This is a genomic window from Niallia sp. Kr1 (genome assembly GCF_050389805.1).
Lineage (GTDB): Bacteria > Bacillota > Bacilli > Bacillales > Cytobacillaceae > Bacillus_BD.
In genome coordinates this window covers 229,836-256,289 of sequence record NZ_CP130945.1, presented here as the reverse complement: position 1 = coordinate 256,289, position 26,454 = coordinate 229,836, and the positions used below count along the sequence as shown (strand labels likewise).

Here is a 26,454-nt window from a genome sequence, read left to right as displayed (position 1 = left end):
ATTTGTTTAAACTCAATATTGCTAGCAAAATCCCTTATTACCAAATACTGGATGGTGCCTGGCACCTCCCTTAATTTTCCAATCAAACGTTTGTTTACTAAAAAAATACCCACCATTCTAGTATGGTGGGTATCTGTAGGAAACTGCTATTTTACACGGCAACGGCTATGTTTACCATGTTAATAAACAATTCCGTGAATCGGTGGTCATCGGTTAATTCTGGGTGGAATGAGCATCCTAGAAATTGTCCTTCTCGAGCTGCAACAATTCTGCCGTCATGCTCAGCTAGAACCTCTACACCCTCTCCTACTTTTACAACATGGGGAGCTCGGATGAATACCCCTACAAATGGCTTATCCAGCCCTTTGATGGTCAAATCCGCTTCAAAACTATCTACTTGTCTGCCAAAAGAATTACGTTCTACGGTTACATCCATTAATCCAAGATGTGGATTTTCATAACCAACGACTTCCTTTGCTAACAAGATTAAGCCTGCACATGTACCGAACAGCGGCTTACCACTTGCAGCAAATGACTTCAATGGCTCCATAAACCCATATCGATCAATAAGCCTACGCATGGTTGTGCTCTCTCCGCCGGGTAAAATTAAGCCATCGATGTCCTCCAACTGCTCCACTTTTTTCACAACTACGGCTTTTGCGCCGCAGGCTTCAATGGAGCGTACATGCTCACTAACCGCTCCTTGCAATCCCAATACTCCAACTGTCACCATATTCAAGACCTCTTACCAGCCGCGGTCCTGCATGCGATTTTCAGGAGCAATGGAAGCAATTTCAAGACCTTTCATCGGTGTACCTAAGCCTTTTGAAAGTTCTGCAATGAGTTTATAATCTTGATAATGAGTCGTTGCTTCAACAATTGCTTTCGCAAATTTAGCTGGGTTATCTGATTTAAAAATACCAGACCCAACAAAAACACCATCTGCACCTAATTGCATCATCAGCGCTGCATCTGCAGGTGTAGCGACTCCACCAGCAGCAAAGTTTACAACAGGTAATTTTCCATGCTCTTTAATTTGTAAAAGAACTTCGTATGGAGCTCCAAGTAATTTTGCTTCAGTCATAATTTCATCTTCGCTCATATGTACCAATTTACGCACTTGAGCATTGACTTTACGGATATGTCTAACCGCCTCAACAATATTCCCTGTCCCTGGCTCTCCTTTTGTACGTAGCATCGAGGTTCCTTCACCGATCCGACGAGCAGCCTCACCAAGATCACGACATCCACAAACAAATGGAACGGTGAATTCCTTTTTATTTAAATGGAATTCTTCATCTGCTGGAGTTAGAACTTCAGATTCATCGATATAATCGACACCCATCGCTTCAAGGACTCTAGCTTCAACGATATGACCTATTCTTGCTTTTGCCATAACAGGTATACTAACGGCATTCATTACTTCTTCTACAATTGAAATATCTGCCATTCTTGCTACTCCGCCTGCCTTACGAATATCAGAAGGTACACGTTCTAATGCCATAACGGCAACTGCGCCGGACTCCTCTGCAATTTTTGCTTGCTCAGCATTTATGACGTCCATAATGACGCCGCCTTTTTGCATTTCCGCCATTCCTCGTTTTACTCGATCTGTTCCAGTTTGTAACATTTGTAAATCCCCCTTTTAATTCTTTAACGTATTAAAAAGAATATATCAGGATTATGGACTTTTTAAAATATCCATATTTAAAGGAAAAATCAATCCATTTTACACAAAATTAAAACCTCTTCCAATAATTGAAAGAGGTTGTTTGTTATGAACCATGTAAGGTTCCCTTTTTAAATTGCTGTTCCACATCTTGTTCTAACGACAAATTCCTACTTGGAATCGCCAATTTAACGCCTTCTTGTTCAAGTATCTCCATGATATTAAAATTAACGTCTTCCTTCACTTTTAAAAACTCAGCCCAAACCGTTGTTTCTGTAAAGAAATAAATAAAAATACCATAACCGTTTTCTTGATATTGATCAAAAGAAACCAAAATTGTTTCTTTATGAACACCGGGATGGTTAACAAGTAGGTCCTTAATTTTACTAACGACATGTTCAAGTTGTTCTTTAGAAGTGTTGTATAGTACATTTAATTGAAACTGGATCTGCCTTTTTCCCATTTTGCTCCAGTTAATGATCGAATCATTTGATAGAGTAGCATTCGGCACTGTGACTATCGCATCGGCAAAGGTGCGAATTCGTGTGCTACGAAAAGTAATTTCTTCAACGGTTCCTTCTACTGCAGGAGTTTTAATCCAATCACCAATTGTAAATGGTTTCTCTGTAATAATAACAAAGCCTCCAAATAAATTGGCCAGAGCATCTTTAGCAGCGAGTGAAATCGCGAGACCCCCAATCCCTAGCCCTGCAACAAAACTTGTCACATTGTAACCAAACTCTTGAGCAATGACACTAATGGCAATTAAAACAATAATGACTCTTAAAATTCTTGACATAAAGGGAATTAAGATTTTATCAATCTCAAGATCATATCGATTAGTAACGATATCAAAAATACGAGAAGTAGAAGAAGTTAGATTGTACAATCCCCAGCTAATAAAAATCACAATTCCAGAACGTATCATATTCAAAAACAATGGGTCCGCATGATTCAGTAGAGAAGAATAACGGACAGCAGCGTATAGTCCAATTACAATAAAAACCCATTGAACCGGTTTTTCAAATGCCGTAAAAATAGCCGTCAATAAAGTTGTTTTTGCCTTCTTACTAACCCTTAGCAACAAATCAAAGACATATTTTGCGAAGATCTTCCTTAACAGTAGAAATACAAGAAAGATTCCAATGGCAATCGCCGTTTCTGTTAAATATTCAGATGTGAATATCTCAAACGTCATATATGGTTCACCTCATTGTATAGAGCTAAATTTTATCTTATCATATTAAATTACAGATAAGTCAAAACAAAAATCAGAATATCGTACCTTTTACTTTATTCATGGAACGAAATCTCCCTTAAGGATGAAACATTATTACATCTAAAATGTTATAATGAATGAAAATGAGGTGAAAACATGGCACGTGAGCGCAAATTTTCGAAACAGGAATTATTTCAACATACGAAAGAACTTCTCCTTCACCATCATTATGAGGGGTTTACTTTTAGTTTGCTTGCTAATCGTTTACAGGTATCAAGGGGAACATTGTATAAATACTACGAAAACAAAGAAGAGCTCATTACGGACTTTATGCTGGATGAAATGAGTCAATTTCTTATTAGTCTTAAAGACATTGACCAATTTGATTCCTTCAATGCTCAATTTGACTTCCTTCTAAATTTAATCTTACAAAAAACGGATATACATCAATTAATAGGGATGAGTCATCAAATTCCAATCCAAGTTAACGAAAAGGTTCGAGCTAACAAGAAAAAATTAGATGAAATGCACTTGGATATGTATCACCGTTTACAAAATTTTATTTTTTTAGGAAGAAAGGAAGAAAAATTAAAACCCCACTTAGCTGATGGTTTAATTCTAGGGTTTATTTTTCAAACGGTTTCTATACCTAATCATTTTGGGGTCCCACAAACGGAATGGATCCAATCGATTAAGGAAATTCTTTCTGACGGAATGTTTACAAAGAATTAATTGACACTATTGTTACTTTAAAAGATAATTAGGTGACAGTAGTGTCATTTTTTATTTTTTCAATGTGACACATCTGTCACTTTAAATTAATAGATAATAAAAGGAGAGAATGTATGAGGACATTCATTCAATGGATTACCGACCGTATAACTACCAAAAAAGGAATGTGGATCACCTTATCTATTTGGTTAGCAGTCACTTTCTTATTAGTCTTTTTTGCACCTAGCGCCAAGGACTATGAAGTTTCGAGCATTCAATCATTACCAGATGATGCAAAGTCAGTGATTGCAAACGAAAAGGTTGATCATTACTTTTCAGAACAAGATGGAATTCCTGGTATCTTTGTCTTTCAAGCCAATCATGATGATAAGTTGACATTTGAAGAGTTAGTCTCCTTTTTTCAAAAATTAGAGGCTGAAGACATTGACGGATTAGAGCAAGTAGTTCCATTAACTAGCCTTCCCCCACAAGCAGCAATGGGATTCTTTTCAGAGGATCAAACAACTGCAGTGATTCCGTTATCCTTTGACTCTCGTTTAGAATCGAAGGAATTAAGAGATCGGGTGGAACAAATTCACGCAGTGGCTGAGGACTTTAGTGAACTAAACTTAAATATAACGGGACCCGCTGGAATTGCCGTCGATTCGTTAAATCTTTTTTCCAGAGCGGATATTGTTCTATTGCTATCAACTGTTGGAATTGTACTTATTTTATTAATTCTGATTTATCGTTCGCCATTATTAGCGTTAATTCCGCTACTAGCCGTTGGGTTTATTTATATGGTGATGAATCAAACGCTGGGTTTGATGGGAAAAGCAGGGTTAGTGATTAGTAATCAAACGTTCTCGATTATGACGATTCTATTGTTTGCGGCCGTTGTCGATTACTCCTTATTTGTGTTCGCACGGTTTCGAGAAGAGCTGAAACAGCATGAAAGTAAATATGTTGCGATGAAAATGGCCATGCGTGAGACGGGCATGCCAGTATTCTTTGCAGGCGGAACCGTGCTAGCAGCAATGTTAGTTTTATTCTTTGCCCAATTTGGTGATTATCGAAACTTTGCACCAACCTTTGGAACAACCATGGTCATTATTATGATAGCATCAATTACACTCATTCCAGCACTTTTTACCTTGTTCGGCAGAAAGTCATTTTGGCCTAAAATTCCTCATGTTGGAGATGAGACAGTCAAGAGTCATTCCATCTGGAGTAAAATCGGTCGACTTGTTGTAAAAAAACCAGGTTTAACAGCAAGTGTAATGGGAATCTTCCTTCTTGTCTGTGCAAGTAATATAGCCAACCTAACCTATGAGTTCGATACGATGAAATCCTTCCCTGAGGATATGGAATCGAGACAAGGTTATGAAATTCTAGAAGAAAAATTTCATAAAGGTGATTTAGCGCCAACGACCGTTTTATTGGAAAGCGAGAAGGCTCTAACAGCACAAGATCAGGAAGCCTTGATCAATGAATTATCCGAGCAACCGCTCGTTTATAATGTTCGAGTGAATGGAATAACTGAGGATCAAAAGGTACTTAATCTAAACTTGACGTTTGATGAAAGTCCTTATGCAGTTGAGACGTTGGATGCCTTAGAAAAAATGAGGGATACTTCTTCAACAATTTTAGCGGATAGCAATCTAAAGGGGCAACTCCATTTTTCCGGTGAAACGGCAACAAAAGTTGACGATCGCTCTGTAAATAACCGAGATCTCATTGTTATTGTTTTACTTGAAACGATATTAATTTTTGTGCTATTGATCGTTTTAGCAAAGTCGTTTAAAATGCCGATTTACATGATGGGGACGATTTTAATTTCTTTCCTTGCTGCACTAGGATTAGGGATGTTCTTTAGTAGTCTATTCTTTGATATTAGCACGATTAGCAACCGTGTTCCTCTCTACTCCTTTGTTTTCCTTGTCGCACTAGGGATCGACTATAATATTATTTTAATTTCACGATACCAAGAGGAGCGAAAGAAACATTCTGTTCGGGAAGCCGTTGAAATTGCCGTTGCTAACACAGGAGGCGTAATCTCGTCTGCAGGAATTATTCTAGCTGCAACTTTTGCTGTCTTAATGACACAACCAATTCAATTACTTTTTGTGTTCGGGTTTATCGTAGCTGTAGGAATTTTATTAGATACGTTCTTAATAAGAGGTATTCTCTTACCAGCATTACTTGTTTTATTGGAAAAAGATCAGCCTTCCAAGGAAACGGTATAGCCAACCTTTAATTTTATGAAAGAAATGAACGTTCTTGTTGTTTAGGTAATCGAAAAGGCTAATTCTAACAAGCATAGAATTAGCCTTTTTTCTTTATTATTTTACTTTTTCAAGCTCAGCAAGAAAGTTACTGTTTAAAATTTTGATATACGTCCCTTTCATTCCTAGGGAACGAGATTCAATTACACTTGCGCTTTCTAATTTTCTTAATGCATTAACAATAACTGAGCGAGTAATTCCTACTCGATCAGCAATTTTTGAAGCAACGAGTAATCCTTCGATTCCATTTAATTCTTCAAAAATATGTTCAACAGCTTCTAATTCACTGTATGATAAAGAACTAATTGCCATTTGAACAACCGCCTTATTACGAGCTTCTTTCTCAGCGACTTCAGAGCGTTCACGCATAATTTCGATTGCAACCACTGTTGCACTATATTCTGCCAATAATAAATCGTCATTATCAAAGGCTTGATCTACCCGGGATAAAATTAAAGTTCCTAATCTTTCCCCACCGCCGATGATGGGTACTAGAGTAGTTAAGCCGGATTTAAATATATCTTTGTTTTCAGGAAAGGCGCTATACTCACTATCAACATCTACATTGGCCAACGTTTCATTAATTTGTAATAGGATTTCTCTGTAAGAATCTGTAGCTTGACCTGTTTCTAATACCTGATTAATTCGATCACTGATCACTTGCTGGTTCATTGCATGACCATGAACTTTACCATCTGTGCTAATAATAAAAACATTTGTGTTAATAACTTCACGTAGTAGTTCAGCCATTTCAGTAAAGTTTACATTACTGCCCTTAGCACTTTGCAGCATTGCATTAATTTTTCTAACTCTTGTTAATAGTTCCATGTTTCCTCCTATATTTAAGTCGAACTTCGACATCTTTTAATTACATAATTAACTCTCATCTTCCAATCTTCCAAAATATATCACTTTTCACACATTTATAATAACATCATATATGATAAAATACAATTTTCAACAAAATTCTACAAAATATCACAAAAAATTAATAATTAAAGGGAAAGACAGATACCCTCCAGAAACTGGAAGGTATCTGTCACCCTTTTTTATGCTCTACTTTACTACTTGTCCGACCGCTTTTAACACTTCAATTCTACTCATTTTCTCTTTGCCTTCCATTAAGGCTTTAAGGGTTCCGTGAGCCAGCACTAATGGAATTTTGCAGAACTTAATGATGCTATCGGTTTTCAAGGAGGTCATATAAAGGTCTGCCATTTCAAGGTTTTTACGTGCATAGGCAAACATTTCTTCTAATCCCCAGCCATCAGGGAAGAAGTTAACGCCCCTCGTTTCATCTTCTTTGTAATTACGGAGGATGTTGACCGCCTGTAACCCCCGACCAAATGCAATCGCTAAATCTTCATCTGTTTCAGTATTATCATACCATTTCCATATATCATTGAGCATTACACCCACTAAACCAGCTACATAATAAGTGTACTCATCTAAATCACCTTCTGATTTGATCACCCAGTCTTTTTCAACCCATTTAGCCATCCCGCTTGCCATGGTTGCAGTAGCATCCAACATTCTTTCAACAATTCCAGATGGACAAACTCCAATCCAATCCCCTAGTTTTAATGTTACATCAGGAAGAACCGATTGATATGGCTGAAATAGACTTGTTAAGTCTTCTTTATAAGTGGTTTTTTTCAGGATTTGGTGGATGGAGAGTAATAAATGGCTTTTTTCATTTGCTGGGAGCTCGGGGTGATCCTCTATTTCATCTATTGCTCTCATACATAAATAAGCCGAAGCTACTGCTTCTTGTAATCCTTGAGCCAGATAGGTAATTGGAATATAGAAAGTTCTACTCGTTTCTTTCAACACTCGTCTAGCTTCTTTATTTATAAAATTCGCTTCACTCACCTTAATTCCCCCTAAATCCTATCTTTCACAGTACATTTTTAAAATAAGGAATACTATTATTTTATAGGATAGATCCCTTTTTGTCATATTATAACTAAATAACGTTTATCGACCCAATATTATTATCGTATCCCAAAAAATAGTTCATAAAAAGTTCATTGACTTGTAAAAATTTAAATTCATATAATAAATCAATTAAAGTTACTTTTTCCCAAAGGAGGAAACTATGAATTTTCCTACATTAGTGTACCATGAAATCCGAAAAAAAACCGAGTTTAACCCAGAAAATAAGTCATCCATTGATGTGAAACAGGATTATGATGATATTCTCCCATCACCTCTTTTTGTCACCCTCGAACAATTTGAGGAACAAATGAAATACCTGCATCAACATCAATTTCATACCTTAACCTTGGAGGAAGTGAAAGGTTTCTATTATGAGGGAAAAGATATACCGAAAAAATCAATTCTCATCACTTTTGATGACTGTTATCAATCCATGAAAAAATATGCCTATCCCGTTCTAAAAGAATATGGATTTCATGCTGTGTCATTCGTCGTGTCAAGCTGGCTACACGATGAAAAGAAGGAATTCAATCCTGACCACTCGGTTTGTTTAACGAAAGATGATTTAGCAGAAATGGCTGATATATTCGAATATGCAAACCACACCGATTCTTTCCATCAGCGAACAGATCTAAAAACAAGTATCATCATGTCCACAAGTGATGAAGAGTTTGCTAAGGATTTGGACAAGTGTAATGAATATGTCCAGGTGAAAGATGTTTTTGCTTATCCATTCGGTTTATTTAATGAAAGAAATGTCAACCTTTTAAACGATAAAGGATTCAAGTTGGCTTTCACAACCCAAACAGGACCAAACACAATAGAAACAGAAACCCTTCGCTTAAAAAGAAATGTGGTTCCCTATTTAATGGAATTAGATGCTTTTAAAAATTTGGTAGGATAACAAGGAGAACGAACATGAAAAACAGACTTATTACATTTATGATGCTTGTAGCTATGTTATTACTAGCTTCATGCGGAAATGGAAACACCACTGAAAATACAAAAGATACAACTGAAACTGAAAATGAATCAAAAAATACAGCTGCAAAACCTTCTGGTGAGGAATTTTCAGTTGGAATTCTTGCTGCAGAATCTGGAATTCCGATTATTTTAGCAAAGGAAAAAGGATTTTTTGAAGAAGAAGGTGTCAACGTATCGATTAAACCCTTTTCAAATCCTATGGATCGAAATGTTGCCGTACAAGCTGGTCAATTAGATGCTACAATTGGTGACGTCATGACGAATGCTTCATTTAAAGAAAATGGTATTAATATGGTCATCACATCCGATATTAGCGAGGATTTTAAAATTCTTTCTTCTCCTAATTCAGGGATTACAGAAATGAAGCAGTTAGATGGTAAACAAGTGTCCCTTGTGCCTAACTTCATTTTGGAATACATTATGGATGAGTTTGCTAAAGAAGAGAATTTCTCATACGAAATTAAGGAAATCGCCTCTTTCTCGGGAAGAGCTGAAGCCCTTCTTCAAGACCAAATAGATGGTGTGATCTTTACAGAGCCACAAGCAGGTCTGTTAGTTCAACAAGGTGCCCATCTTTTAGGAAGTTCAAAAGAAGCGGGGATTAAGGGTGGTACAATCTCATTTACGGAAGAATTCCTTAAGGAAAAACCAGAAGATATTAAAGCCTTCTATCGTGCTTATAATAAAGCCGTTGATTACATGAACGAAACAGATGCTTCTGAATACAGCGATATTTTGGCTGATTATCAATTCCCTGAAGCGATGAGCACCTATTTAACAAACTTACCTTATGACCTTGAGCATGCTAACGCGATTGACCAAGAACAATTTGACAGCATCATTACTTGGACAAAGGAAAAAGGTCAAATTAAAAACACATATTCATATGAGGATTTAACAGATTTCTCTTTTATTGAAAAATAAAAACAAAAATGAGGTTGCCCCAATAGAGCAACCTCATTTTTATTTCTGATTCCACGGTGTAAAATGCGCCTCCAACCAATCCAATAACTTAAAGAATAACAGTCCAATAAAACCCAACACGACAATTCCTGAGAACATTTCAGGATAATTCATTTTTGACCAAGCGCTTAAGATGAAATATCCCACTCCATAGGTAGTCGCGTAGTTTTCAGCAAAAAAGAGCGTAGCCAGTGAAATGCCAATACTAATTCTTAAGCCAGAGAACACTTGTGGCAGTATCGCTGGAATGATTAAATACCGGTATTGCTGCTTATACGATGCTGAAAAACTATCCATGACTTTAAAATAAGTGGAAGGGATTTGCATGACTCCATCCCGAACGGAGAGGATCATTTGAAATACAATGATAAAAATGATTAACAAAATCTTGGATACATTTCCAAGCCCGAATAGCAGCATGAACACAGGTAAGAACGCAACCTTTGGAATCGGGTACATATAGTATAAAAATGGTGAAAACATACGATTAAATGTTTTGTTCACTCCAAGTAAAATACCTAAAGGGATCCCGATGATTAACGAGATACTAATAGCGGTTACGACACGCAATAAACTCCCTAATGAATGTAGGGCGAGCTCCCCCGCAACCGTTTCTAAATAGATAAAGGTTTCCAGTGGAGATGGGATCGTATGAGTGGGAATAGCACGATGAAGGATTTCCCAAAATAGAACAAAGCTAAGAAAGCCGATAACAATTTGACTGTTGACTATTTTTTTATAAATCTTCATTTCCCAATCTCCACATTCATTAATTTTCGAATATTGATACAAGCCTCATAAAACCCTAGCTGCTCCTTGGCATTGACCTGAGAAAAGTAAGGATTTTCAACGCGATGAAAACTCCCATCCTCTTTTAAAATTAAAACGACTTTCCCTAAAAAAACAGCTTCTTCAATATCATGTGTCACAAACAGCATGGTGGTCTGAAGTTTTTGTTGCTGTTTTAAGATAAGACGTTGAATATACTCCTTCGTCATGGCATCTAATGCTGAAGTTGGTTCATCCATTAACAAGAGTTGTGGTTTTCCAATTAACGTCCTTGCTATGCCAACTCGCTGCTTTTGACCCCCGCTTAATTCATGAGGATATTTATCTTTTAAATGATCTAGTTCCATTTCTCGTAAAAGATTCAGTACTTGCTTTTCCCTATCTCGCACATTCTTAAGTTTCAGCGGCATGGCTATTGACTCAAACACCGTTTGCCATGGGAAAAGCCCTAAATCCTGAAATAAAAAGGCAATATGGTCCGTTTTTGCAACAGACTCTCCTTCTATTGTGATACGACCACTATTAGGTTGTAAAGATCCTGATATCAGATTTAATAATGTACTTTTTCCAACTCCAGATTTACCAATTAAGGCATAGGAAGTTCCTTTTTGTAAGGATAGGCTCACATTTTCAAAAATCGTCTGTCCTTTAAATTGGAAAGAAACCTCTTCTAGCCTTACAAACGCTTCATTCTGTTTCATTCTCTTCATCCTTTATTTCCAAGTAGATTCATCATATCATAGAAATCCCTGTAAACTGAATATCCATCAAAAAGACTGTCAATTAGCTACTCCAGTACCGTTATACCTTGATGTGTGATTGACAAAATGATAATTTATGAATATAATTATACTATATTCAAGATATTTTATATCGAGATAAGAAGGACTTTCAGGAGGTGATTCACATGGAAAGACAATGCAAAAGTGAGCCCTTTAAAATTTTAATGGAAACATCTAAACAGATTCAAGATCAAATTAAGTTGGAAATTAGCAAAAATGATTTAAATATCACAGAGTTCTCCGTTCTAGAAACTCTTTATCATAAAGGACGACAAACCATCCATCAAATCGGAAAAAATATTTTAATCTCTAGTGGGTCCATGACGTATGTAATCGATAAATTAGAGAAAAAAGGCTACTTAAAACGAACGGGTTGTCCGGATGATAGACGAGCTATTTTTATTACGTTAACCCCAAGCGGTGAAGAATTAATGAATAACATCATGCCAGAATATCAAACGTTTATTAATAAAATGTTTGATTCGTTAAATCATGAAGAAGCAGAATCGTTAGTTAGACTTTTACAAAAGGTAAAAGCATAAAGTTTTCACTATGAGAAAATATCTCGATATCAAGATAACCTCAACATACAATGCATCTTTCTTGCCATTCCTTTTCTCAAGAAATACAGTTAAAGAAGCTAGCATGTTAAAGGCAAAACACATCAAGATCCGCAGAAAAAACGATAGCCTGTTTCCATTTTGAGCCCCTTTTCAATAAGGGTAAGAAAATTTAAGAACAAGGAGAGGTAATGATGATATCGATTGATCCTGCGCAAAATGCAGAAAGAGAAAACTATAAACTCTTGATTGGAAGTATCATTCCAAGACCGATTGCTTTTGTAACCTCCATGTCAAAAGACGGGGTGTTGAATGGCGCTCCTTTCAGCTATTTTAATATCGTTTCCTCTAACCCGCCAATGGTATCCGTTTCCATCCAGCGATCAACTGGGAAACAAAAAGACACAGCTCGCAATATATTAGAATCGAAAGAATTTGTCATTCATATTGTAGACAATCTAAATGTAGACGCTATCAATCAAACAGCAGCGAGTCTTCCACCTGACCAAAGCGAAATTGAGCTAGCCAAGTTAACACCAGTCCCTAGTACAAAGGTTTCCGTTCCAGGAATTAAGGAAGCAAAAATACGCTTTGAATGCCAATTAGAGCATTCTGTTGAACTAGGCGGAGTGGATTCTCCTGGGTGCGACCTCATAATAGGTAAAATTGTGCAATTCCATATTGAAGATTCTATTTATGAAAACGGTCGAATTGATCCAGTTGGTCTAGGTGCGGTAAGTCGGTTGGCAGGTACAAATTATGCTAAAATTGGCGAGATATTTTCAATTGCACGACCAAAATAAGAAATAAATTAGGTCTGGGTAAGTCGGATCCATACAGTAGAAATTCATCTTATTAAGATTTCTTTCTAATGAACTTGAAAAATAACACACGTCAGGATAGAAGGCTAAAATGGATTAGCTTCTGTCCTGACGTGTTTTTTAGTCATTACTCTTGGTCTCGATGATCTTCAGTTTGAGCAATCTTTAGTCCAGCATGCTCTTCATCATTCTCAACCAGATATTTTAGGATCGATAATTTGTTGTTCCAAAATTGCTCATAGTAAGAAAGCCATTGTTTTACTTCCTGTAAGGGTTCAGGGTGTAATTGATAAATTTTCTCCCTTCCCTCTTTACGACCATGAACTAAATTGGCTTCTGATAGGACATTCAAGTGTTTAACAACCGCAGTACGACTTATAGAAAAATGCTCGGTTATTTTAGAAATCGGCAATTCCTTTTGAGCTAGCAGGCGGAGAACCTCTCTTCTCGTTGGATCAGCAATTGCTTGAAAGACATCATATTTAACCGCCGACACTTATCCCTCAACAACCTTTTTAAGACGTTCATGAACAATTTGTTCCCAGCCCTTGTCCATTGTTTCACGGATTTCAGAAGCTTTCCTGTTCGCTTTACTAATGGTTTCCGTATTCCACCCACCATGGATGAGTGTAAACTCAGTCTTTTCCTCTCCTAAATCTTTTAAAATAAAGGAAACAACCCAACCGTCTGTATCCCAAGAAAACTTAATTAGATGAGGTTCTTCAACTTCTAAGACCCTACATGGTGATGGACCGAATGGAGATTGGATATGAAATTCATGGCCAACCTTAGGTTCAAAATCATTCTGCATAAACCACGCAGAAATCCCGTCTGATGACGATACTTTCTCCCATACCTTTTGAATCGATGCATGTAAAACAATCGTTTGTTTAATATCTGGTAATCCTTGTACATTCTCTGCCACATTCATTCTCCTTTATTTATCAAATATAACACCTTTTGGTTTCGCTTCATATATTATAACACCCTTTGGTTTCATGTCAAGCAACATAGGGTGCCAGGAACCCTCCATAAATTGGAAAATTATCTCTAGCTTTTATTATATCTAAGTATAATGATTTACATTTAAAATTATTTCATTTATACTGTTTATTTATTAAATATTATGAAAGTTAAAATATTATGATATAGAAACTTCGGAGGGGAAAAAATGTATTTTGAAGAGTTTGAAGTGGGAAAAGTATTCCGTTGCGAACCGTTTTTAGTAACAGCCGAGGAAATTCATACGTTTGCGAATCAATATGATCCACATCCCATTCATGTTGATCCTCAATACGCTAAAGAACATTCTATTTTTAACGGCATCATTAGCTCAGGATTTTTAACAGTAAGTGCCGTTTGGGGACAGTGGATCCGCTCAGGTGTATTTGGTAATGAATTTATTGTTGGAAAGAACTTTGACTATATAAAGTTTACAAATCCAGTTAGAGCCAATGATGTGTTAACAGCAGAAATCGAAGTGGTAGCCTTAAGACAAACATCAAATCAATTTCGCGGAGAAGTTACCATCAAGTTCACTGTCACCAATCAAAAAGAAGAAGTGGTCATGTTATCACAAATGAGTGCATTATTAAAAACAAAAGCAACTATATCTGAAACATCACCATCCTACTAATCTATATAGAAAGACCGTCTCTAGGCAGCTGTCAACACATGACCTGACTAATTGCCTTAGGAGGCAGTCCTTTTTTGTGTGCCTTTTTGAACTTATTTTAATCGGATACTTCCCATGCTTGATTACAATATTTTCCAACCTCTCAAGGAAGGCCCTATTTAATTCAAATTTCCTTTTACACTTTTGTAATAAAAATGTAGTTTTTTTAACATTTACTTATTTTTAGGTTTGCTCGATAAAAGCTCTTATTATACGTGTTTATCATTTTTTTAATCTATGTACTGTACTAAGCGTATTTATTTGATTTGTAATTTAAAGTGTCAATCTTCGTAATAAAGCAACCAAATCTTGGTACGTCTGACTGAGATTAAGTGGGAATATCATACAGCTCAACCATATTTTGTAGGTACTTTTCACCTTTTTATCCAGTTATCATAGTCTTGTTCAATCATTTATTACGAATTTATTAAATTAAAAACTATGATAATTTGGAGTGTGATTTCATTTGAAAAAACAAATTTTCTCTGCTGTTGTAGCACTTGGAATAATGTCCAGTTTTACTAATCAAGCAGATGCCCACGAAAAAACACATACAGTAAAGCCTGGTGAAACCCTCTGGAGAATTTCACAAAACCACAATCTAACAACACAAGATTTAATGCAGTATAACAACTTATCATCCTCAACAATTTATGTAGGACAAACCATCTCCCTACTTGCACCGCATTCACACGATCACACTTATACTGTGAGATCTGGAGATACTTTATACAGTATTGCAAATAAACATAATACATCTGTATCAAATTTAAAAAGTGCAAATAACCTCTCTACTAATCTCATTCATGTAGGACAAGTCTTAACGATTCCTAATGGGACTCAATCAACAAGTACCTCTCCATCAACAAGTTCTTACACTTACACAGTGAAGTCGGGGGATACTTTATGGAGAATTGCAAACAATCATGGTCTATCGGTTACTCAATTAAAATCCTATAATCAATTAACAAATGATACAATTCATGTTGGTCAAGTATTGCATTTGACGTCTGGTACAACGAGCTCCCCTGCACCAGCGCCTAATGTTAGCTCTTCTTTCAATGCTGATGCATTAATTGCTGAGGGTAAAAAATATATGGGCGTTCCTTATAAGTGGGGTGGCAATACACCAGCAGGATTTGACTGCTCAGGTTTCTTAAAATATGTCTACAACACACAAGGCATTACGATTCCAAGAACAGTTGCAACGATTTGGGATGCCACAAAAGCTGTGTCTTCCCCACAAAAAGGAGACATTGTCTTCTTTACAACTTATAAAGCAGGTCCGTCACATGCGGGAATCTATCTTGGTAATAACAAATTCTTACATGCAGGTACTTCTACTGGTGTTACAATATCCGATTTAAATAATTCATATTGGAAACCACGCTATTTAGGAGCTAAATCAGTAAAATAGGTAACAATTTAAGAAGGATGAGGCTATCCAGAAAGCAAAAGCGCCAGACACTTTTTGGACAGCAACATCCTTTTTATATTGTAACTACTCTTTCACTAATTAACTTCTCGGCAAATAACCTGCATTTCATTTGAATTTCTTCCTCGTCCTCATAAAAGCTATCCACCTTCAAACCTTTTGTAACCAAATTACACCCTTGATTCTCCAAGGTTTCTTCTAATCTATCAACGGCTCTTGCGAAATGCTCATAAGTCGAATCTCCAGGACCAAATACAGCACCTAACTTCCCTGTTAAATCGATCTCACTCAACTCCTCATGAAAGGCAAGGATTTCATCTGATAAATCGCCATCACCCCATGTATAGCTTCCAATTAGAACGCTCTCAAATGTTTCGAGTTCTTCCGCATAAGCGTCAAACACATCCCGTAATACTACTCGGTCTCCTGCTTTTGTTAACTCCTCCATGATCGTTTGAGCCATTAGCTCGGTGGTTCCTGTCATACTAGCGTAAACGATGATGGTTTTCATCCTATCGCTCCTCTTGACATATAATCGGTTAATACCGTATAAACATTACAAACCAATCATAATTCAAGATGTATATATATAAATTGATCTTCATCAATTTTTTCAAAAAGAGGGAAAAGCGTTTTAACCGGGCCTGCCCTCTTTTGAAAAAGTTTTATTTAATTTTACTTTGCCTTATCAACCCAATGATGATTGGGATGAATGTCCCACCGAGAATGATAGGCATGAACCAAACTCCAAATCCATCCCACCAACCTAATGCAATTGAAATGGACTCAACTAAAATGAGAGCAAATATGATCAGGCAAATATTTTTCAGCTGATTTAATAGCTTTCTGCTATGCAAATAGAACTGTTCAGCATTTGATTCATTCATCCGACTTGGATAATTATGCATTTCTGGAAATCTCTCAAAGACTTGCATCATGACAAATGTAAAAAGCCCAACAGCTAGTAAAATAAGCAATTCCATTTTAGAGCCCCATCGATCAACCTCACCCACTGCATTATAATGTGCCGGAACTTCTTCTGGAAGTGTATTCCAAACAAAAATTAGAAAAAAGACCGAACACAAATAAATCACAATTCCAATGATGTCCCAGACCCACTCCCCGGTAGTTTTAGGAATTTTGATTTTTGGACGATTCCAATTATTTACCATCCCAATCTCCCTTCAAAACTATCTTTTCTTCTTTTATTTTACATCAGTTAAACTTCACATTAAATATCTACTAAAAAAGCCCAACAAGAGGTTCTCCCTCCTGCTAGGCATCAAACACTACATTAGTTCTCTTGAATATCTTTACGGTTTTTCTTTAATAGCTTAGATAATACTTCATAAACGATTGGTACGATAATTAAGGTTAACGCAGTCGAACTGATTAATCCGCCGATCACCGTAATTCCTAGGTCTTTTGAAATAAGACCCCCACCTGAACCGATTGCTAATGGAAGCAACGCACCAATTGTCGCAATAGCTGTCATAAGGATTGGACGTAAACGAGTCATTCCTGCTTCTAAAATCGCTTCACGCATCGTCATTCCGTCACGTTCCATATGAATGATTCGATCTACCAACACAATGGCATTTGTGACGACAATCCCAATTAACATGAGTAGTCCCATCATTACCTGTACCGAAATGGTTTCCCCTGTAATATATAACCCTACTAATGAACCGATCACGGCAAATGGTAAGGAGAATAGAATAGCAAATGGTGCTAGCCCTTCACCAAATGTAACAACAAGAATAAAGTAGACAATCGCTACCGCCGCAATCATGGCAATTCCTAGCTGTGTAAATGTTTCCTGCATATCAGCCGCAACTCCGTCAATCCCAACTGTTACACCTTTTGGTAGATCAAGATCTTCAATGGCCTCATCCACTTCTGATGTTGCTTTCGAAATATCTTTGTCTAAAATAGTACCTGAAACCGTTGCATAGTACTCACCAGCACTACGAGATAGAGTATTTAACGTTGTCCCTTCTTCAACCGTTACAAGCTCTCTTAATGGCATCATCGTTCCAGTTGCAGTTGGAACTGGTTTGTCTAACATTTCATCGATTGATTTCGGTTGCTCCTCGACTCCTCGCTCACTCTTAACAATGACATCAAGTGACTCGCCATCTTTTTCAATGGTTGTTAGAACATCTTTAGAGTGATCTGGGCTTAGCATCATCACAATTTGCCCAGCTGTTAGACCATATTGTAATAATTCGTCTTGATCCACTTTAAACGTATATTCAACGTAAGCATCTTCTGCAGTGGTCGTTATATCTTCTAAACGTTCATTTTCTTCCATAACGTCTTCAACCATTTTAACAGCTTCATTTAATCGATTTAAATTTTCGCTGTAGAACGTGTAGCTTACTTCATTGGTTGCGACTCCCATAGAGGCAAAGTCTTGGCTCTTCCATTCCCCAGATTGTCCAATGTTCGTAACATATTCTTCAATTTCATCACGTACTTCCGGGAAGTTCTTCATTTCGTCATCAAAAATGAGGTACATTAAAGCACCGTTTGAACCCCCACCCATCATCGCGGACATTGGGTCCGTACTGTCTGTAATCGATAATTGAAGAATCTCAATATCATCACGTTTTAATAAATCTTCCTCAAGAGCTGTTACATTCGCTAATGTATCTTCCTCAAGTTCACCAGTTGCTGGTGTATATGTTAAATACATGACCTTCTCTTCCGAAGAACCTAAGAAGCTGAATCCGATTAATGGTGTTAACGCAATACTTCCACCTAATAAGACCACTGCAATCAGTGAAGAAATCACTTTATGATTGAGTGACCAATTTAACACCTTTTTATACCCGTTTGCTAACTTACCAGCTTCCTTGTGCTTAATTACAGTTTTTTCACTGTATAATTTCTTCTTAAATAATGTATGTGATAGTGCTGGTACAATGGTAATCGCAACGATTAACGATGCACCTAAAGCAAATGTCATCGCAAGAGCAAATGGCATAAATAATTCGCCAACCATTCCACCTACAAACATTAACGGCGCAAAGACGGCTACCGTAACTAATGTAGAAGACAGAATCGGTTTAAACATCTCGATCGTAGCTTCACGGATTAAGGCACGACCCGATAATTTTTCTTCTTTTAAATGAAGTCTTCGATAAATATTTTCAACGACAACGATTGAGTCATCAATCACCCGTCCAATTGCGATCGTGATCGCACCGAGTGTCATGATATTTAGCGTAATATCCATCCAATTTAACAGCAAAAAAGCTGCAAAAACAGAAACTGGGATCGAAATAATAGAAATAATCGTTGATTTAAAATCACGCAAGAAAAGAAGAATAATGAATACCGCGATAACTCCACCTAAGACGGCTTTTTCAACCATTGAGAACACTGCTTCTTCAATGGGTTCCCCTTGGTCAAGAGAGAGATCAACGACTAATCCTTCAATTTTTTTCTCTTCATCAGCAATTAATTCCTTTACGTCGTTCACAACATCCACTGTGTTGGCCTGTTGTTCTTTTACAATTTGAATCGCAATCGCATCTTCCCCATTGGTTCGGGCAACTGATTCAACTTTGCCGACTAATTGAATGTCAGCAATTTCGCTTAATTTTACAAATGGTACTGGGTTTGTTTCTGACGGTGTGACCGGAATTAACATTTCTTTTAATTCCTCTTCGGTCATGAACTTCCCGTCAACAGCAACCGCTTGTTCCCCTTCTTCAAACTCATATAAACCTAGTGATACACCTAAGTTACTTGCTTGAATAAGATCTTTGACATCTTGCTCTGTTAAGCCAAACTCTTCTAACTTTTCCTGATTATATTGAAGTTCAACTTCTTCAATATGCTGGCCGGTAATCGTAGCATTTCCGACACCATCTAATTTTTCGATTTTTGGTAATAGAACTTCTTCTACTGTCGATGTTAATTCGACAATGTCTTCTGTTTCACTACTCACACTTAATGCCATAACGGGCATCATATTCATACTAAGCGCTGTAATGACAGGCTCCTGTGCATTTTCAGGGAGATTGATCGCTTCCAAAGCATTCTGCAAGGCACGTTTTGCCTCGTCCATATCCGTCCCGTATTCATACTCTACTTGAATATTAGACATATTTGAGTAGGAATTTGAGTAGACTGCCTTCACATCTTCAAGCCCTTCAACGGCTTTTTCGATCGGAATCGATACATCTTCCATTACTTTTTCTGGTGTTGCTCCTGGATAAACGTCCATTACCATTAAGAATGGTATCGAAATATCCGGAATGGTTTCCATTTTCATCCTTGTACCTGAGTAAATCCCCGATACGGTGATAATAATCGTAAGCAACCAAACGGCTAATTTGTTCTTCAAGACAAAATTGACTAAACCTTTCACTCTTACACCTGCCCTTATTGACTCTTTTGACTCACTTTTTTATACTAATGACTAGCCGGTCATTTGTCAACGAAGGACATTAGGAGAGAATGCAAGATGACAAAAAAACAATTAATCTTAGAAAAGGCATCAGAACTGTTCGCAAAGCAGGGTTTCGAGGCCACTTCCGTTCAGCAAATCACGGATTATTGCGGGATTTCAAAAGGCGCCTTTTATCTATCCTTCAAGTCAAAGGATGAGTTAGTTCAGACGCTAATCGATCAAGTAATGATGCGATATATTTCAGATATTGACCACATAGTCAACCGTTCAGAGAATGAAAACGATACCCTTTTTGACTTTTATTATACTTCCTATCACTTTTTCGAAAAGCATTCGGATTTTGCCAAAATCTTTATTAAAGAACAAATGCACTCTATTAATGAAGAAGTCCTAACGAAGTTGCAGTCTTATAACAGGACGCTGGAAGAACTAATCCTGTCCATGATTCATCGTATTTATGGGGATACTGTAAATCCATTTAAGTATGATTTCATGTATTATATAAAAAGCTTTTTAAATGCTTTTTCGGATTTGTTTTTATACTATAATGCACCGATTAATTTGGAATTAATGTGTGAATCACTTGTAGAAAAAACAAATCTAATTGCTAGCCATACAAAAACTACATTTATAACAGAAGAAATAGGTCTTTTACTGCAACAACCAAATCATGAAGATATCACAATGACTCAGCTCCTCATTTTATTAAAAAAGAAAATTGACGAATTAGAAGAATCGATTGAAAAGGAGTCATTAATTTTAATCAAAGAGGATCTCCAAAATCCTGTGTACAGTCTTGCGATAATCAAAGGTTTAATTGGAAATCTTAAGGGAAATCCTAAGTGCAAACAGATTGCTTATATCCTTTCTCATTATTATCAAATTTGATTCAAGAAGATTAGGGACTACCTAAATAAATAAAGAGAATTAATGTTTCAAATATACGTTTCAAACATGCTCGCATAATTTGACAAATGATGATAAACTATTTTCAGATTAAATGTAGATGGAGGGACATCTATTGTCTGAAGAGAAAGATTCAATCAATTGGGAAAAACATGAGGATATTGTTGAAAGATTTATACAGACCATTGCTAGAAATATGAATCTGTACGGAATAAACCCCTCAATTGGAAGGCTGTACGGGGTTCTTTATTTTTCAGATCATGCCATGACACTCGATGATATGCGTGAAGCATTATCGATGAGTAAAACGAGTATGTCCACAGGTGTTCGTGCATTGTCCGATATGAAGATGGTAGAGTCGATACACAAAAAGGGGTTGCGAAAAGACCTATATCTAACAGAAGAAGACTGGTATAAATCATTTACTTCCTTATTTGGGATTCGTTGGAGAAATCAAACTGAAACCAATATCGAGGAAGCAGATGAGGCCATTGAAAAGCTTCAACAATTATTGCAAACAACAGATGATGAATCGTTAATCAATAAAATTAATCTTGATTTGGAAAAACTTCATTATGCGAGAAACTATTACGAGTGGTTGATGAATTTTATTCGGATGATTGAATCAGGAGAAATATTTAAATTTGTACCAAAAAATGAATAGCACCTAACTAGGAATCGAAAGTTTATGGATGGAGTCATTCTATCCTAAGCCAACGATTCCTTTTTTGTTGGCTGTTAAACCCATTAGTTGTTTTCCGTTTTAGCACTTCGCTTCCGCTCAATTAATCTGAGCCACCCTGACACCTCACTTCTCCGTTGTCTTTCCTGTTTCGCATCTCCTGCAGGAGTTTTCAAGCCTTTCAATTACAATCAGTAATTTAAAATTAACGTTCCCTTAAATATACCTTTATGCTGTGTTTAAATTGCCCCTTTTTACATTTCTTTCCTAGAATAACAATTCTTTACAACAAACAATCATCATTAATTTTAGTTCTAAAATCAAAGCTAGCCCATATAAATTTGATTAGAATACCTTTCTTAAAGGATCATGGAGCATGTTGGCGTAAAACGGAGGATTTCCGATGATTATCTGTACAGAATAAACTGTACGTAATTTATAAACGGTTAGTAAAGTTTGAAAAAAAATATCGATTCATGTATATTTGTGAAGTAGTTGTTTTTTTTGGTGAGTGTCTATCAAGTATAGATAACAATATTAATATATTAATAACAATTTTATGAAGAGGTGATGAATTTGCCCATAATAGAAGTGAAGGATTTAACAAAGATATTTGGTAAAAATTCGAAACAAGCAGCTAAACTTTTAGCAGAAGGAAAATCAAAAGAAGAGATTCTAAAAGAAACAGGCTGTACCGTCGGTGTAAACCATGCTTCGTTTTCAGTGGAAGCTGGAGAAATATTTGTCATCATGGGGCTTTCAGGAAGTGGTAAATCTACATTAATCCGATTGATTAACAGATTGATAGAGCCTACATATGGAAATATTTTAATAGACGGTCAAGATTTAGCAAAACTTGATAAGGCTTCTCTTCGTCAGGTAAGAAGAGAAAAGTTAAGTATGGTATTCCAACAATTCGCCTTATTCCCACATCGTACCATTCTTCAAAATGCTGAGTATGGATTAGAAATTCAAAATGTACCAAAAGCAGAGCGAGAAAAACGGGCAACAGAAGCATTAGAATTAGTTGGATTAGGTCATTATCTTCATCAAAAACCTGGACAACTATCTGGTGGTATGCAACAACGTGTTGGACTTGCGCGTGCCCTTGCTAATGACCCAAAGGTACTTTTAATGGACGAAGCATTTTCCGCCTTGGACCCGCTGATTCGTAAAGATATGCAAGATCAACTCCTCGATTTACAATCAACTATGCAAAAGACTATCGTTTTTATCACCCATGATTTAGATGAAGCATTACGTCTTGGCGATCGAATTGCAATCATGAAGGATGGAGCCATCGTTCAAATCGGGACTCCTGAAGAAATTCTTGTAAACCCAGCCAATTCTTATGTTGAGCGCTTTGTAGAGGACGTAGACCGTTCGAAAGTCTTAACAGCTCAACATATTATGAAACGACCAGAAGCCATTATTTTCGAAAAACATGGACCAAGGGTTGCACTCGAAAGAATGCGTGAGACAGGAATTTCATCGATTTTTGTGACAGATAACCAACGAAAGTTATGTGGTTATGTTACAGCTGATGATGCCTTAAAGGCAACAGATTTAAAATCCATTATTAAAACGGATATACCAACAGTAGAGAAAGACACAACCATAAATGATATTTTATCGATCATTTATGATTCACCGATACCAGTTGCCGTTGTTGAAAATGAAAAGTTAGCTGGAATCATTGTACGGGGTACAGTCATTGGAGCCCTAGCTGGAGAGAGTGAGGTGAACCTGGATGCTTAATGGTTTATTAGATTTTATACCAGAAATAAAAATCGCCGACGCAACTGAAAAAGTAACCGATTGGTTAACAGATACGTTTTCTTTTATATTCGATCCAATCAATAAATATTTTGGGGATTTCATGGAATTTATTGCCGAAGACGTATTGATGGCAATCCCTCCTGTAATTTTTATAATCTTAGTGGCCTTATTAGCATTTTTTGTAACTGGGAAAAAGTTTGGATTAGCCGCCTTTTCAATTGTTGGACTTTGGTTGATTTATAACCAAGGGCACTGGGATGATTTGATGAATACCGTCACACTGGTGTTACTTGCTAGTATCCTCTCGATTATCGTTGGGGTACCAGTTGGGATTTTAATGTCAAAAAGCAAAACAGCCAACGCCATTTTAAAGCCGGTACTTGACTTTATGCAAACCATGCCAGCTTTTGTTTACTTAATTCCAGCCGTTGCTTTCTTTGGTATTGGGATGGTACCAGGTGTGTTTGCCTCTTTAATTTTTGCTACACCTCCAACGGTCCGCTTTACCAATTTAGGGATTCGTCAAGTACCGAAAGAATTGGTAGAAGCATCAGATGCTTTCGGAAGTACCGGGGTGCAAAAACTGTTTAAAGTTGAACTTCCAATGGCAAAATCAACCATTATGGCTGGAATTAATCAAACCGTCATGTTAGCTCTCTCTATGGTTGTTATCGCGTCGATGATCGGTGCTCCAGGTCTTGGAAGGGAAGTTCTTTCCTCTCTACAACGTGCCCAAGTTGGTACAGGTTTTGTCGCAGGTCTAGGGATTGTTATATTAGCTATTATCATTGACCGCTTAACGCAAAACCTCAATAAAAAGAAAGATTAAGTTTGTTCTCTTTTCATTTCGAAAGGTTCAAATACAAATACACAAAAAGGGAGATATCTATTTATGTTTAATTGGAAACGTCTAAGCATTGTAGCAGGATTGTCATTATCCTTGTTCGTTGCAGGATGCTCATCAGATGAAAGTAATACAGAAGAGGCTACTTCTGTTGGTAACGGTCAAGAAATTCAGTTAGCCTATGTTGAATGGGATTCAGAAGTTGCTTCAACACATGTGATCGGAAAAGTGTTAGAGGATTTAGGATATGATGTAAAATTAACCCCACTTGATAATGCTGTAATGTGGGAAGCAGTTGCAAAAGGGGAAGCAGATGCAATGGTATCAGCTTGGTTACCTTTAACACATGGTGCACAACTAAAAGAGTATGGTGACAAAATGATCGACCTAGGTCCAAACTTAGAAGGTGCAAAAATTGGACTTGTCGTACCAACTTATATGGAAGATGTGAATTCCATTGAGGATTTAGCAGACCATGCAGGAAAGACAATTACTGGAATTGAACCTGGTGCAGGTGTTGTAGCAGCATCTGAGAGATCTTTGGAGGATTATCCAAATCTTAAAGACTGGGAAGTCCAAACATCCTCAAGTGGTGCGATGGCAACGGCTTTAGGTCAAGCCTATGAAAATGAAGAAGAGATTGTTGTAACTGGTTGGACTCCACACTGGAAATTCCAAAAATATGAATTAAAGTATTTAGATGATCCAAAAGGAACATTCGGTGAAGCAGAAACGATTAATACGATGGTACGTACGGATTTAAAAGAAGACATGCCTGAAGCTTATCAGATTCTTGATAACTTCAACTGGACATCGGCAGATATGGAAGAAATCATGCTTGCTATTCAAGAAGGTGAATCTCCAGAAGATGCCGCTGCTGCATGGCTTGAAGCAAACCAAGATCGTGTAGATGAGTGGACAGAAGGAATCGAATAATATTAAAAGCAAGTAGCGTGAATTCTAATTCACACTACTTGCTTTTTTTGTCTACTAAACTGGTTTTAACCTCTACACCGTCACCTTTTAACGGTATATAATCGTTTAATATTTTCATTATCTTCTCCTTCATATCTTCCTGAAGTTACAATGAGGCTAATGGTTAAAAACCTTTTTTTAAAAACTAACTCATACCCGTTGTTGTTCACTTCTCGTGAATGCCCATAAAATTTATGGTTAACGTCAATCGGGAGAATATGGAACGACTTCAATGTTTTCCAAGCAATAAAACGACTTCCATATAATATGCCCTCATCTACGATCGCAAACATATTAAAAAGATTATGAAAATAACTTAACGGGAGAAATAGCATTAAGTAGTAAGACCAAGTAATCTCCTCAATGGTGGTTCCTAAAATAAACATCACGATTAAAAATAATAGCATCACACTATAGAAAATAATGGCCCATTTATGATTGGAGTATATTGGGGGTTGAACTGCCCTTTGGGGGTCTTTCCGAACGTTTTTTAGTTCTTCCTCAGTAATCGGAAAAAAAATGCCTCTTTTCATTTTCAGTAATAACTCAATAAATTTATATAGGTTGTATATAATAGCCATGATAAATAAAAGATTCAATATGAACTTCAAAACTCTTTACCTCACCTTCTATGTTATTTCATTATCATTATCCTGTTGTTTTCCCCATAAAAATGATATTGATTTTTCCCCTTTTTCTTTGATTCATATAAAGCTATCTCTGCTTTTGTATAGAGGATTTCTGGAATCATTTCCATGTTTGGGGGCTTGAGAAGTTTCGTTACTCGCATAAACAAAATGACTTCCTTAGCAACTATTGTATTGACTGATGAAATAGTAATCGTAAATATGATCATGGCAGATACCGGTTCTAATCTAAACCGGTCCAATTATTTACACCGCCTTATACTTTTACTCCTAACGACTGCTCGATCCTTCAGGTAAATCTATCTTTATATTGCCCTAATTATTTCCATAAAAAAATAACAATTCCCTTATGAAAATAGTATCTTAG

At 36.7% G+C, this 26,454-nt stretch carries 27 protein-coding genes; 13 read left to right on the top strand and 14 right to left on the bottom strand.

From position 1 onward, the window contains the following. Positions 1-151: 151 nt before the first annotated feature. The 3 genes from pdxT to Q5760_RS01325 form a co-directional block, all read right to left on the bottom strand. Positions 152-733 carry a pyridoxal 5'-phosphate synthase glutaminase subunit PdxT gene (gene pdxT, locus Q5760_RS01335; RefSeq protein ID WP_428910498.1) on the bottom strand — a complete coding sequence of 194 codons (582 nt, stop codon included), beginning with the start codon at positions 731-733 and terminating at the stop codon, positions 152-154. 12 nt (positions 734-745) lie between these two features. Next, on the bottom strand, positions 746-1,630 hold the full coding sequence (pdxS, locus tag Q5760_RS01330) for a pyridoxal 5'-phosphate synthase lyase subunit PdxS (RefSeq protein WP_428910497.1): 885 nt from the start codon (positions 1,628-1,630) through the stop codon (positions 746-748). A gap of 145 nt (positions 1,631-1,775) precedes the next feature. Further along, on the bottom strand, positions 1,776-2,867 hold the full coding sequence (locus tag Q5760_RS01325; protein ID WP_428910496.1) for a mechanosensitive ion channel family protein: 1,092 nt from the start codon (positions 2,865-2,867) through the stop codon (positions 1,776-1,778). A gap of 177 nt (positions 2,868-3,044) precedes the next feature. Between Q5760_RS01325 and Q5760_RS01320 the strand changes: the two genes are divergently transcribed. Continuing rightward, positions 3,045-3,620 carry a TetR/AcrR family transcriptional regulator gene (locus tag Q5760_RS01320; RefSeq protein WP_428910495.1) on the top strand — a complete coding sequence of 192 codons (576 nt, stop codon included), beginning with the start codon at positions 3,045-3,047 and terminating at the stop codon, positions 3,618-3,620. A gap of 113 nt (positions 3,621-3,733) precedes the next feature. Beyond that, positions 3,734-5,845 (top strand): MMPL family transporter, encoded by a 2,112-nt coding sequence (locus Q5760_RS01315; protein WP_428910494.1) that lies wholly within the window; start codon positions 3,734-3,736, stop codon positions 5,843-5,845. Between the two features lie 96 nt (positions 5,846-5,941). Here the strand turns inward: Q5760_RS01315 and codY are convergent, their stop codons facing one another. Beyond that, on the bottom strand, positions 5,942-6,712 hold the full coding sequence (gene codY, locus Q5760_RS01310; protein ID WP_428912469.1) for a GTP-sensing pleiotropic transcriptional regulator CodY: 771 nt from the start codon (positions 6,710-6,712) through the stop codon (positions 5,942-5,944). 228 nt (positions 6,713-6,940) lie between these two features. Next, entirely contained in the window at positions 6,941-7,756 is an 816-nt protein-coding gene (locus tag Q5760_RS01305; protein ID WP_428910493.1) for a squalene/phytoene synthase family protein, read from the bottom strand. A gap of 226 nt (positions 7,757-7,982) precedes the next feature. Here Q5760_RS01305 and Q5760_RS01300 point away from each other — a divergent pair, with 226 nt between their 5' ends. Further along, on the top strand, positions 7,983-8,726 hold the full coding sequence (locus Q5760_RS01300) for a polysaccharide deacetylase family protein (RefSeq protein WP_428910492.1): 744 nt from the start codon (positions 7,983-7,985) through the stop codon (positions 8,724-8,726). Between the two features lie 14 nt (positions 8,727-8,740). Next, positions 8,741-9,730, top strand: a complete 990-nt coding sequence (locus Q5760_RS01295; RefSeq protein ID WP_428910491.1) for an ABC transporter substrate-binding protein — start codon at positions 8,741-8,743, stop codon at positions 9,728-9,730. 39 nt (positions 9,731-9,769) lie between these two features. Here the strand turns inward: Q5760_RS01295 and Q5760_RS01290 are convergent, their stop codons facing one another. Together Q5760_RS01290 and Q5760_RS01285 are read right to left on the bottom strand one after the other, a co-directional pair. Next, positions 9,770-10,519, bottom strand: a complete 750-nt coding sequence (locus Q5760_RS01290; RefSeq protein ID WP_428910490.1) for an ABC transporter permease — start codon at positions 10,517-10,519, stop codon at positions 9,770-9,772. Next, entirely contained in the window at positions 10,516-11,259 is a 744-nt protein-coding gene (locus tag Q5760_RS01285) for an ABC transporter ATP-binding protein (protein WP_428910489.1), read from the bottom strand. The genes Q5760_RS01290 and Q5760_RS01285 overlap by 4 nt, the downstream gene beginning before the upstream one ends. 206 nt (positions 11,260-11,465) lie before the next feature. Here Q5760_RS01285 and Q5760_RS01280 point away from each other — a divergent pair, with 206 nt between their 5' ends. Both Q5760_RS01280 and Q5760_RS01275 read left to right on the top strand, forming a co-directional pair. After that, positions 11,466-11,882 (top strand): MarR family winged helix-turn-helix transcriptional regulator, encoded by a 417-nt coding sequence (locus Q5760_RS01280; RefSeq protein ID WP_428910488.1) that lies wholly within the window; start codon positions 11,466-11,468, stop codon positions 11,880-11,882. A 212-nt stretch (positions 11,883-12,094) separates the two neighbouring features. Next, a complete protein-coding gene (locus tag Q5760_RS01275) occupies positions 12,095-12,703 on the top strand; it encodes a flavin reductase family protein (RefSeq protein WP_428910487.1) in 609 nt (202 codons plus the stop codon). A gap of 145 nt (positions 12,704-12,848) precedes the next feature. On the opposite strand, the gene Q5760_RS01270 is transcribed toward Q5760_RS01275, so the two are convergent. Together Q5760_RS01270 and Q5760_RS01265 are read right to left on the bottom strand one after the other, a co-directional pair. Then, positions 12,849-13,217, bottom strand: coding sequence for an ArsR/SmtB family transcription factor (locus tag Q5760_RS01270; protein WP_428910486.1), 369 nt, complete (start codon positions 13,215-13,217; stop codon positions 12,849-12,851). Continuing rightward, positions 13,218-13,646 carry an SRPBCC family protein gene (locus Q5760_RS01265; RefSeq protein WP_428910485.1) on the bottom strand — a complete coding sequence of 143 codons (429 nt, stop codon included), beginning with the start codon at positions 13,644-13,646 and terminating at the stop codon, positions 13,218-13,220. Between the two features lie 246 nt (positions 13,647-13,892). Here Q5760_RS01265 and Q5760_RS01260 point away from each other — a divergent pair, with 246 nt between their 5' ends. After that, complete coding sequence (locus tag Q5760_RS01260; protein ID WP_428910484.1) at positions 13,893-14,357, top strand: MaoC family dehydratase; 465 nt, start codon at positions 13,893-13,895, stop codon at positions 14,355-14,357. 505 nt (positions 14,358-14,862) lie between these two features. Next, entirely contained in the window at positions 14,863-15,813 is a 951-nt protein-coding gene (locus Q5760_RS01255; protein WP_428910483.1) for a LysM peptidoglycan-binding domain-containing protein, read from the top strand. A 73-nt stretch (positions 15,814-15,886) separates the two neighbouring features. Here the strand turns inward: Q5760_RS01255 and Q5760_RS01250 are convergent, their stop codons facing one another. From Q5760_RS01250 to Q5760_RS01240, 3 genes are all read right to left on the bottom strand, one after another. Then, a complete protein-coding gene (locus tag Q5760_RS01250) occupies positions 15,887-16,342 on the bottom strand; it encodes a flavodoxin (RefSeq protein WP_428910482.1) in 456 nt (151 codons plus the stop codon). A gap of 154 nt (positions 16,343-16,496) precedes the next feature. Further along, positions 16,497-17,003: a DUF1648 domain-containing protein gene (locus Q5760_RS01245; RefSeq protein ID WP_428910481.1), complete on the bottom strand. Its 507-nt coding sequence runs from the start codon at positions 17,001-17,003 to the stop codon at positions 16,497-16,499. Positions 17,004-17,125: 122 nt separating this feature from the next. Next, positions 17,126-20,212: an efflux RND transporter permease subunit gene (locus Q5760_RS01240; RefSeq protein WP_428910480.1), complete on the bottom strand. Its 3,087-nt coding sequence runs from the start codon at positions 20,210-20,212 to the stop codon at positions 17,126-17,128. Positions 20,213-20,308: 96 nt separating this feature from the next. Here Q5760_RS01240 and Q5760_RS01235 point away from each other — a divergent pair, with 96 nt between their 5' ends. The 5 genes from Q5760_RS01235 (at position 20,309) to Q5760_RS01215 (ending at position 25,401) form a co-directional block, all read left to right on the top strand. Next, positions 20,309-21,142: a TetR/AcrR family transcriptional regulator gene (locus Q5760_RS01235; protein WP_428910479.1), complete on the top strand. Its 834-nt coding sequence runs from the start codon at positions 20,309-20,311 to the stop codon at positions 21,140-21,142. A 133-nt stretch (positions 21,143-21,275) separates the two neighbouring features. Further along, complete coding sequence (locus tag Q5760_RS01230; RefSeq protein ID WP_428910478.1) at positions 21,276-21,824, top strand: GbsR/MarR family transcriptional regulator; 549 nt, start codon at positions 21,276-21,278, stop codon at positions 21,822-21,824. 594 nt (positions 21,825-22,418) lie between these two features. Continuing rightward, entirely contained in the window at positions 22,419-23,600 is a 1,182-nt protein-coding gene (locus Q5760_RS01225; protein ID WP_428910477.1) for a quaternary amine ABC transporter ATP-binding protein, read from the top strand. Then, positions 23,593-24,450: an ABC transporter permease gene (locus tag Q5760_RS01220; RefSeq protein WP_428910476.1), complete on the top strand. Its 858-nt coding sequence runs from the start codon at positions 23,593-23,595 to the stop codon at positions 24,448-24,450. Before Q5760_RS01225 ends, Q5760_RS01220 begins: the two co-directional genes overlap by 8 nt. A 63-nt stretch (positions 24,451-24,513) precedes the next feature. Continuing rightward, positions 24,514-25,401 carry a glycine betaine ABC transporter substrate-binding protein gene (locus Q5760_RS01215; protein ID WP_428910475.1) on the top strand — a complete coding sequence of 296 codons (888 nt, stop codon included), beginning with the start codon at positions 24,514-24,516 and terminating at the stop codon, positions 25,399-25,401. An 80-nt stretch (positions 25,402-25,481) separates the two neighbouring features. Here Q5760_RS01215 and Q5760_RS01210 read toward each other — a convergent pair whose 3' ends face one another. Both Q5760_RS01210 and Q5760_RS01205 read right to left on the bottom strand, forming a co-directional pair. Then, complete coding sequence (locus tag Q5760_RS01210; RefSeq protein ID WP_428910474.1) at positions 25,482-26,021, bottom strand: hypothetical protein; 540 nt, start codon at positions 26,019-26,021, stop codon at positions 25,482-25,484. Between the two features lie 53 nt (positions 26,022-26,074). Next, positions 26,075-26,329: a hypothetical protein gene (locus Q5760_RS01205; protein WP_428910473.1), complete on the bottom strand. Its 255-nt coding sequence runs from the start codon at positions 26,327-26,329 to the stop codon at positions 26,075-26,077. Between the last annotated feature and the right edge of the window lie 125 nt (positions 26,330-26,454).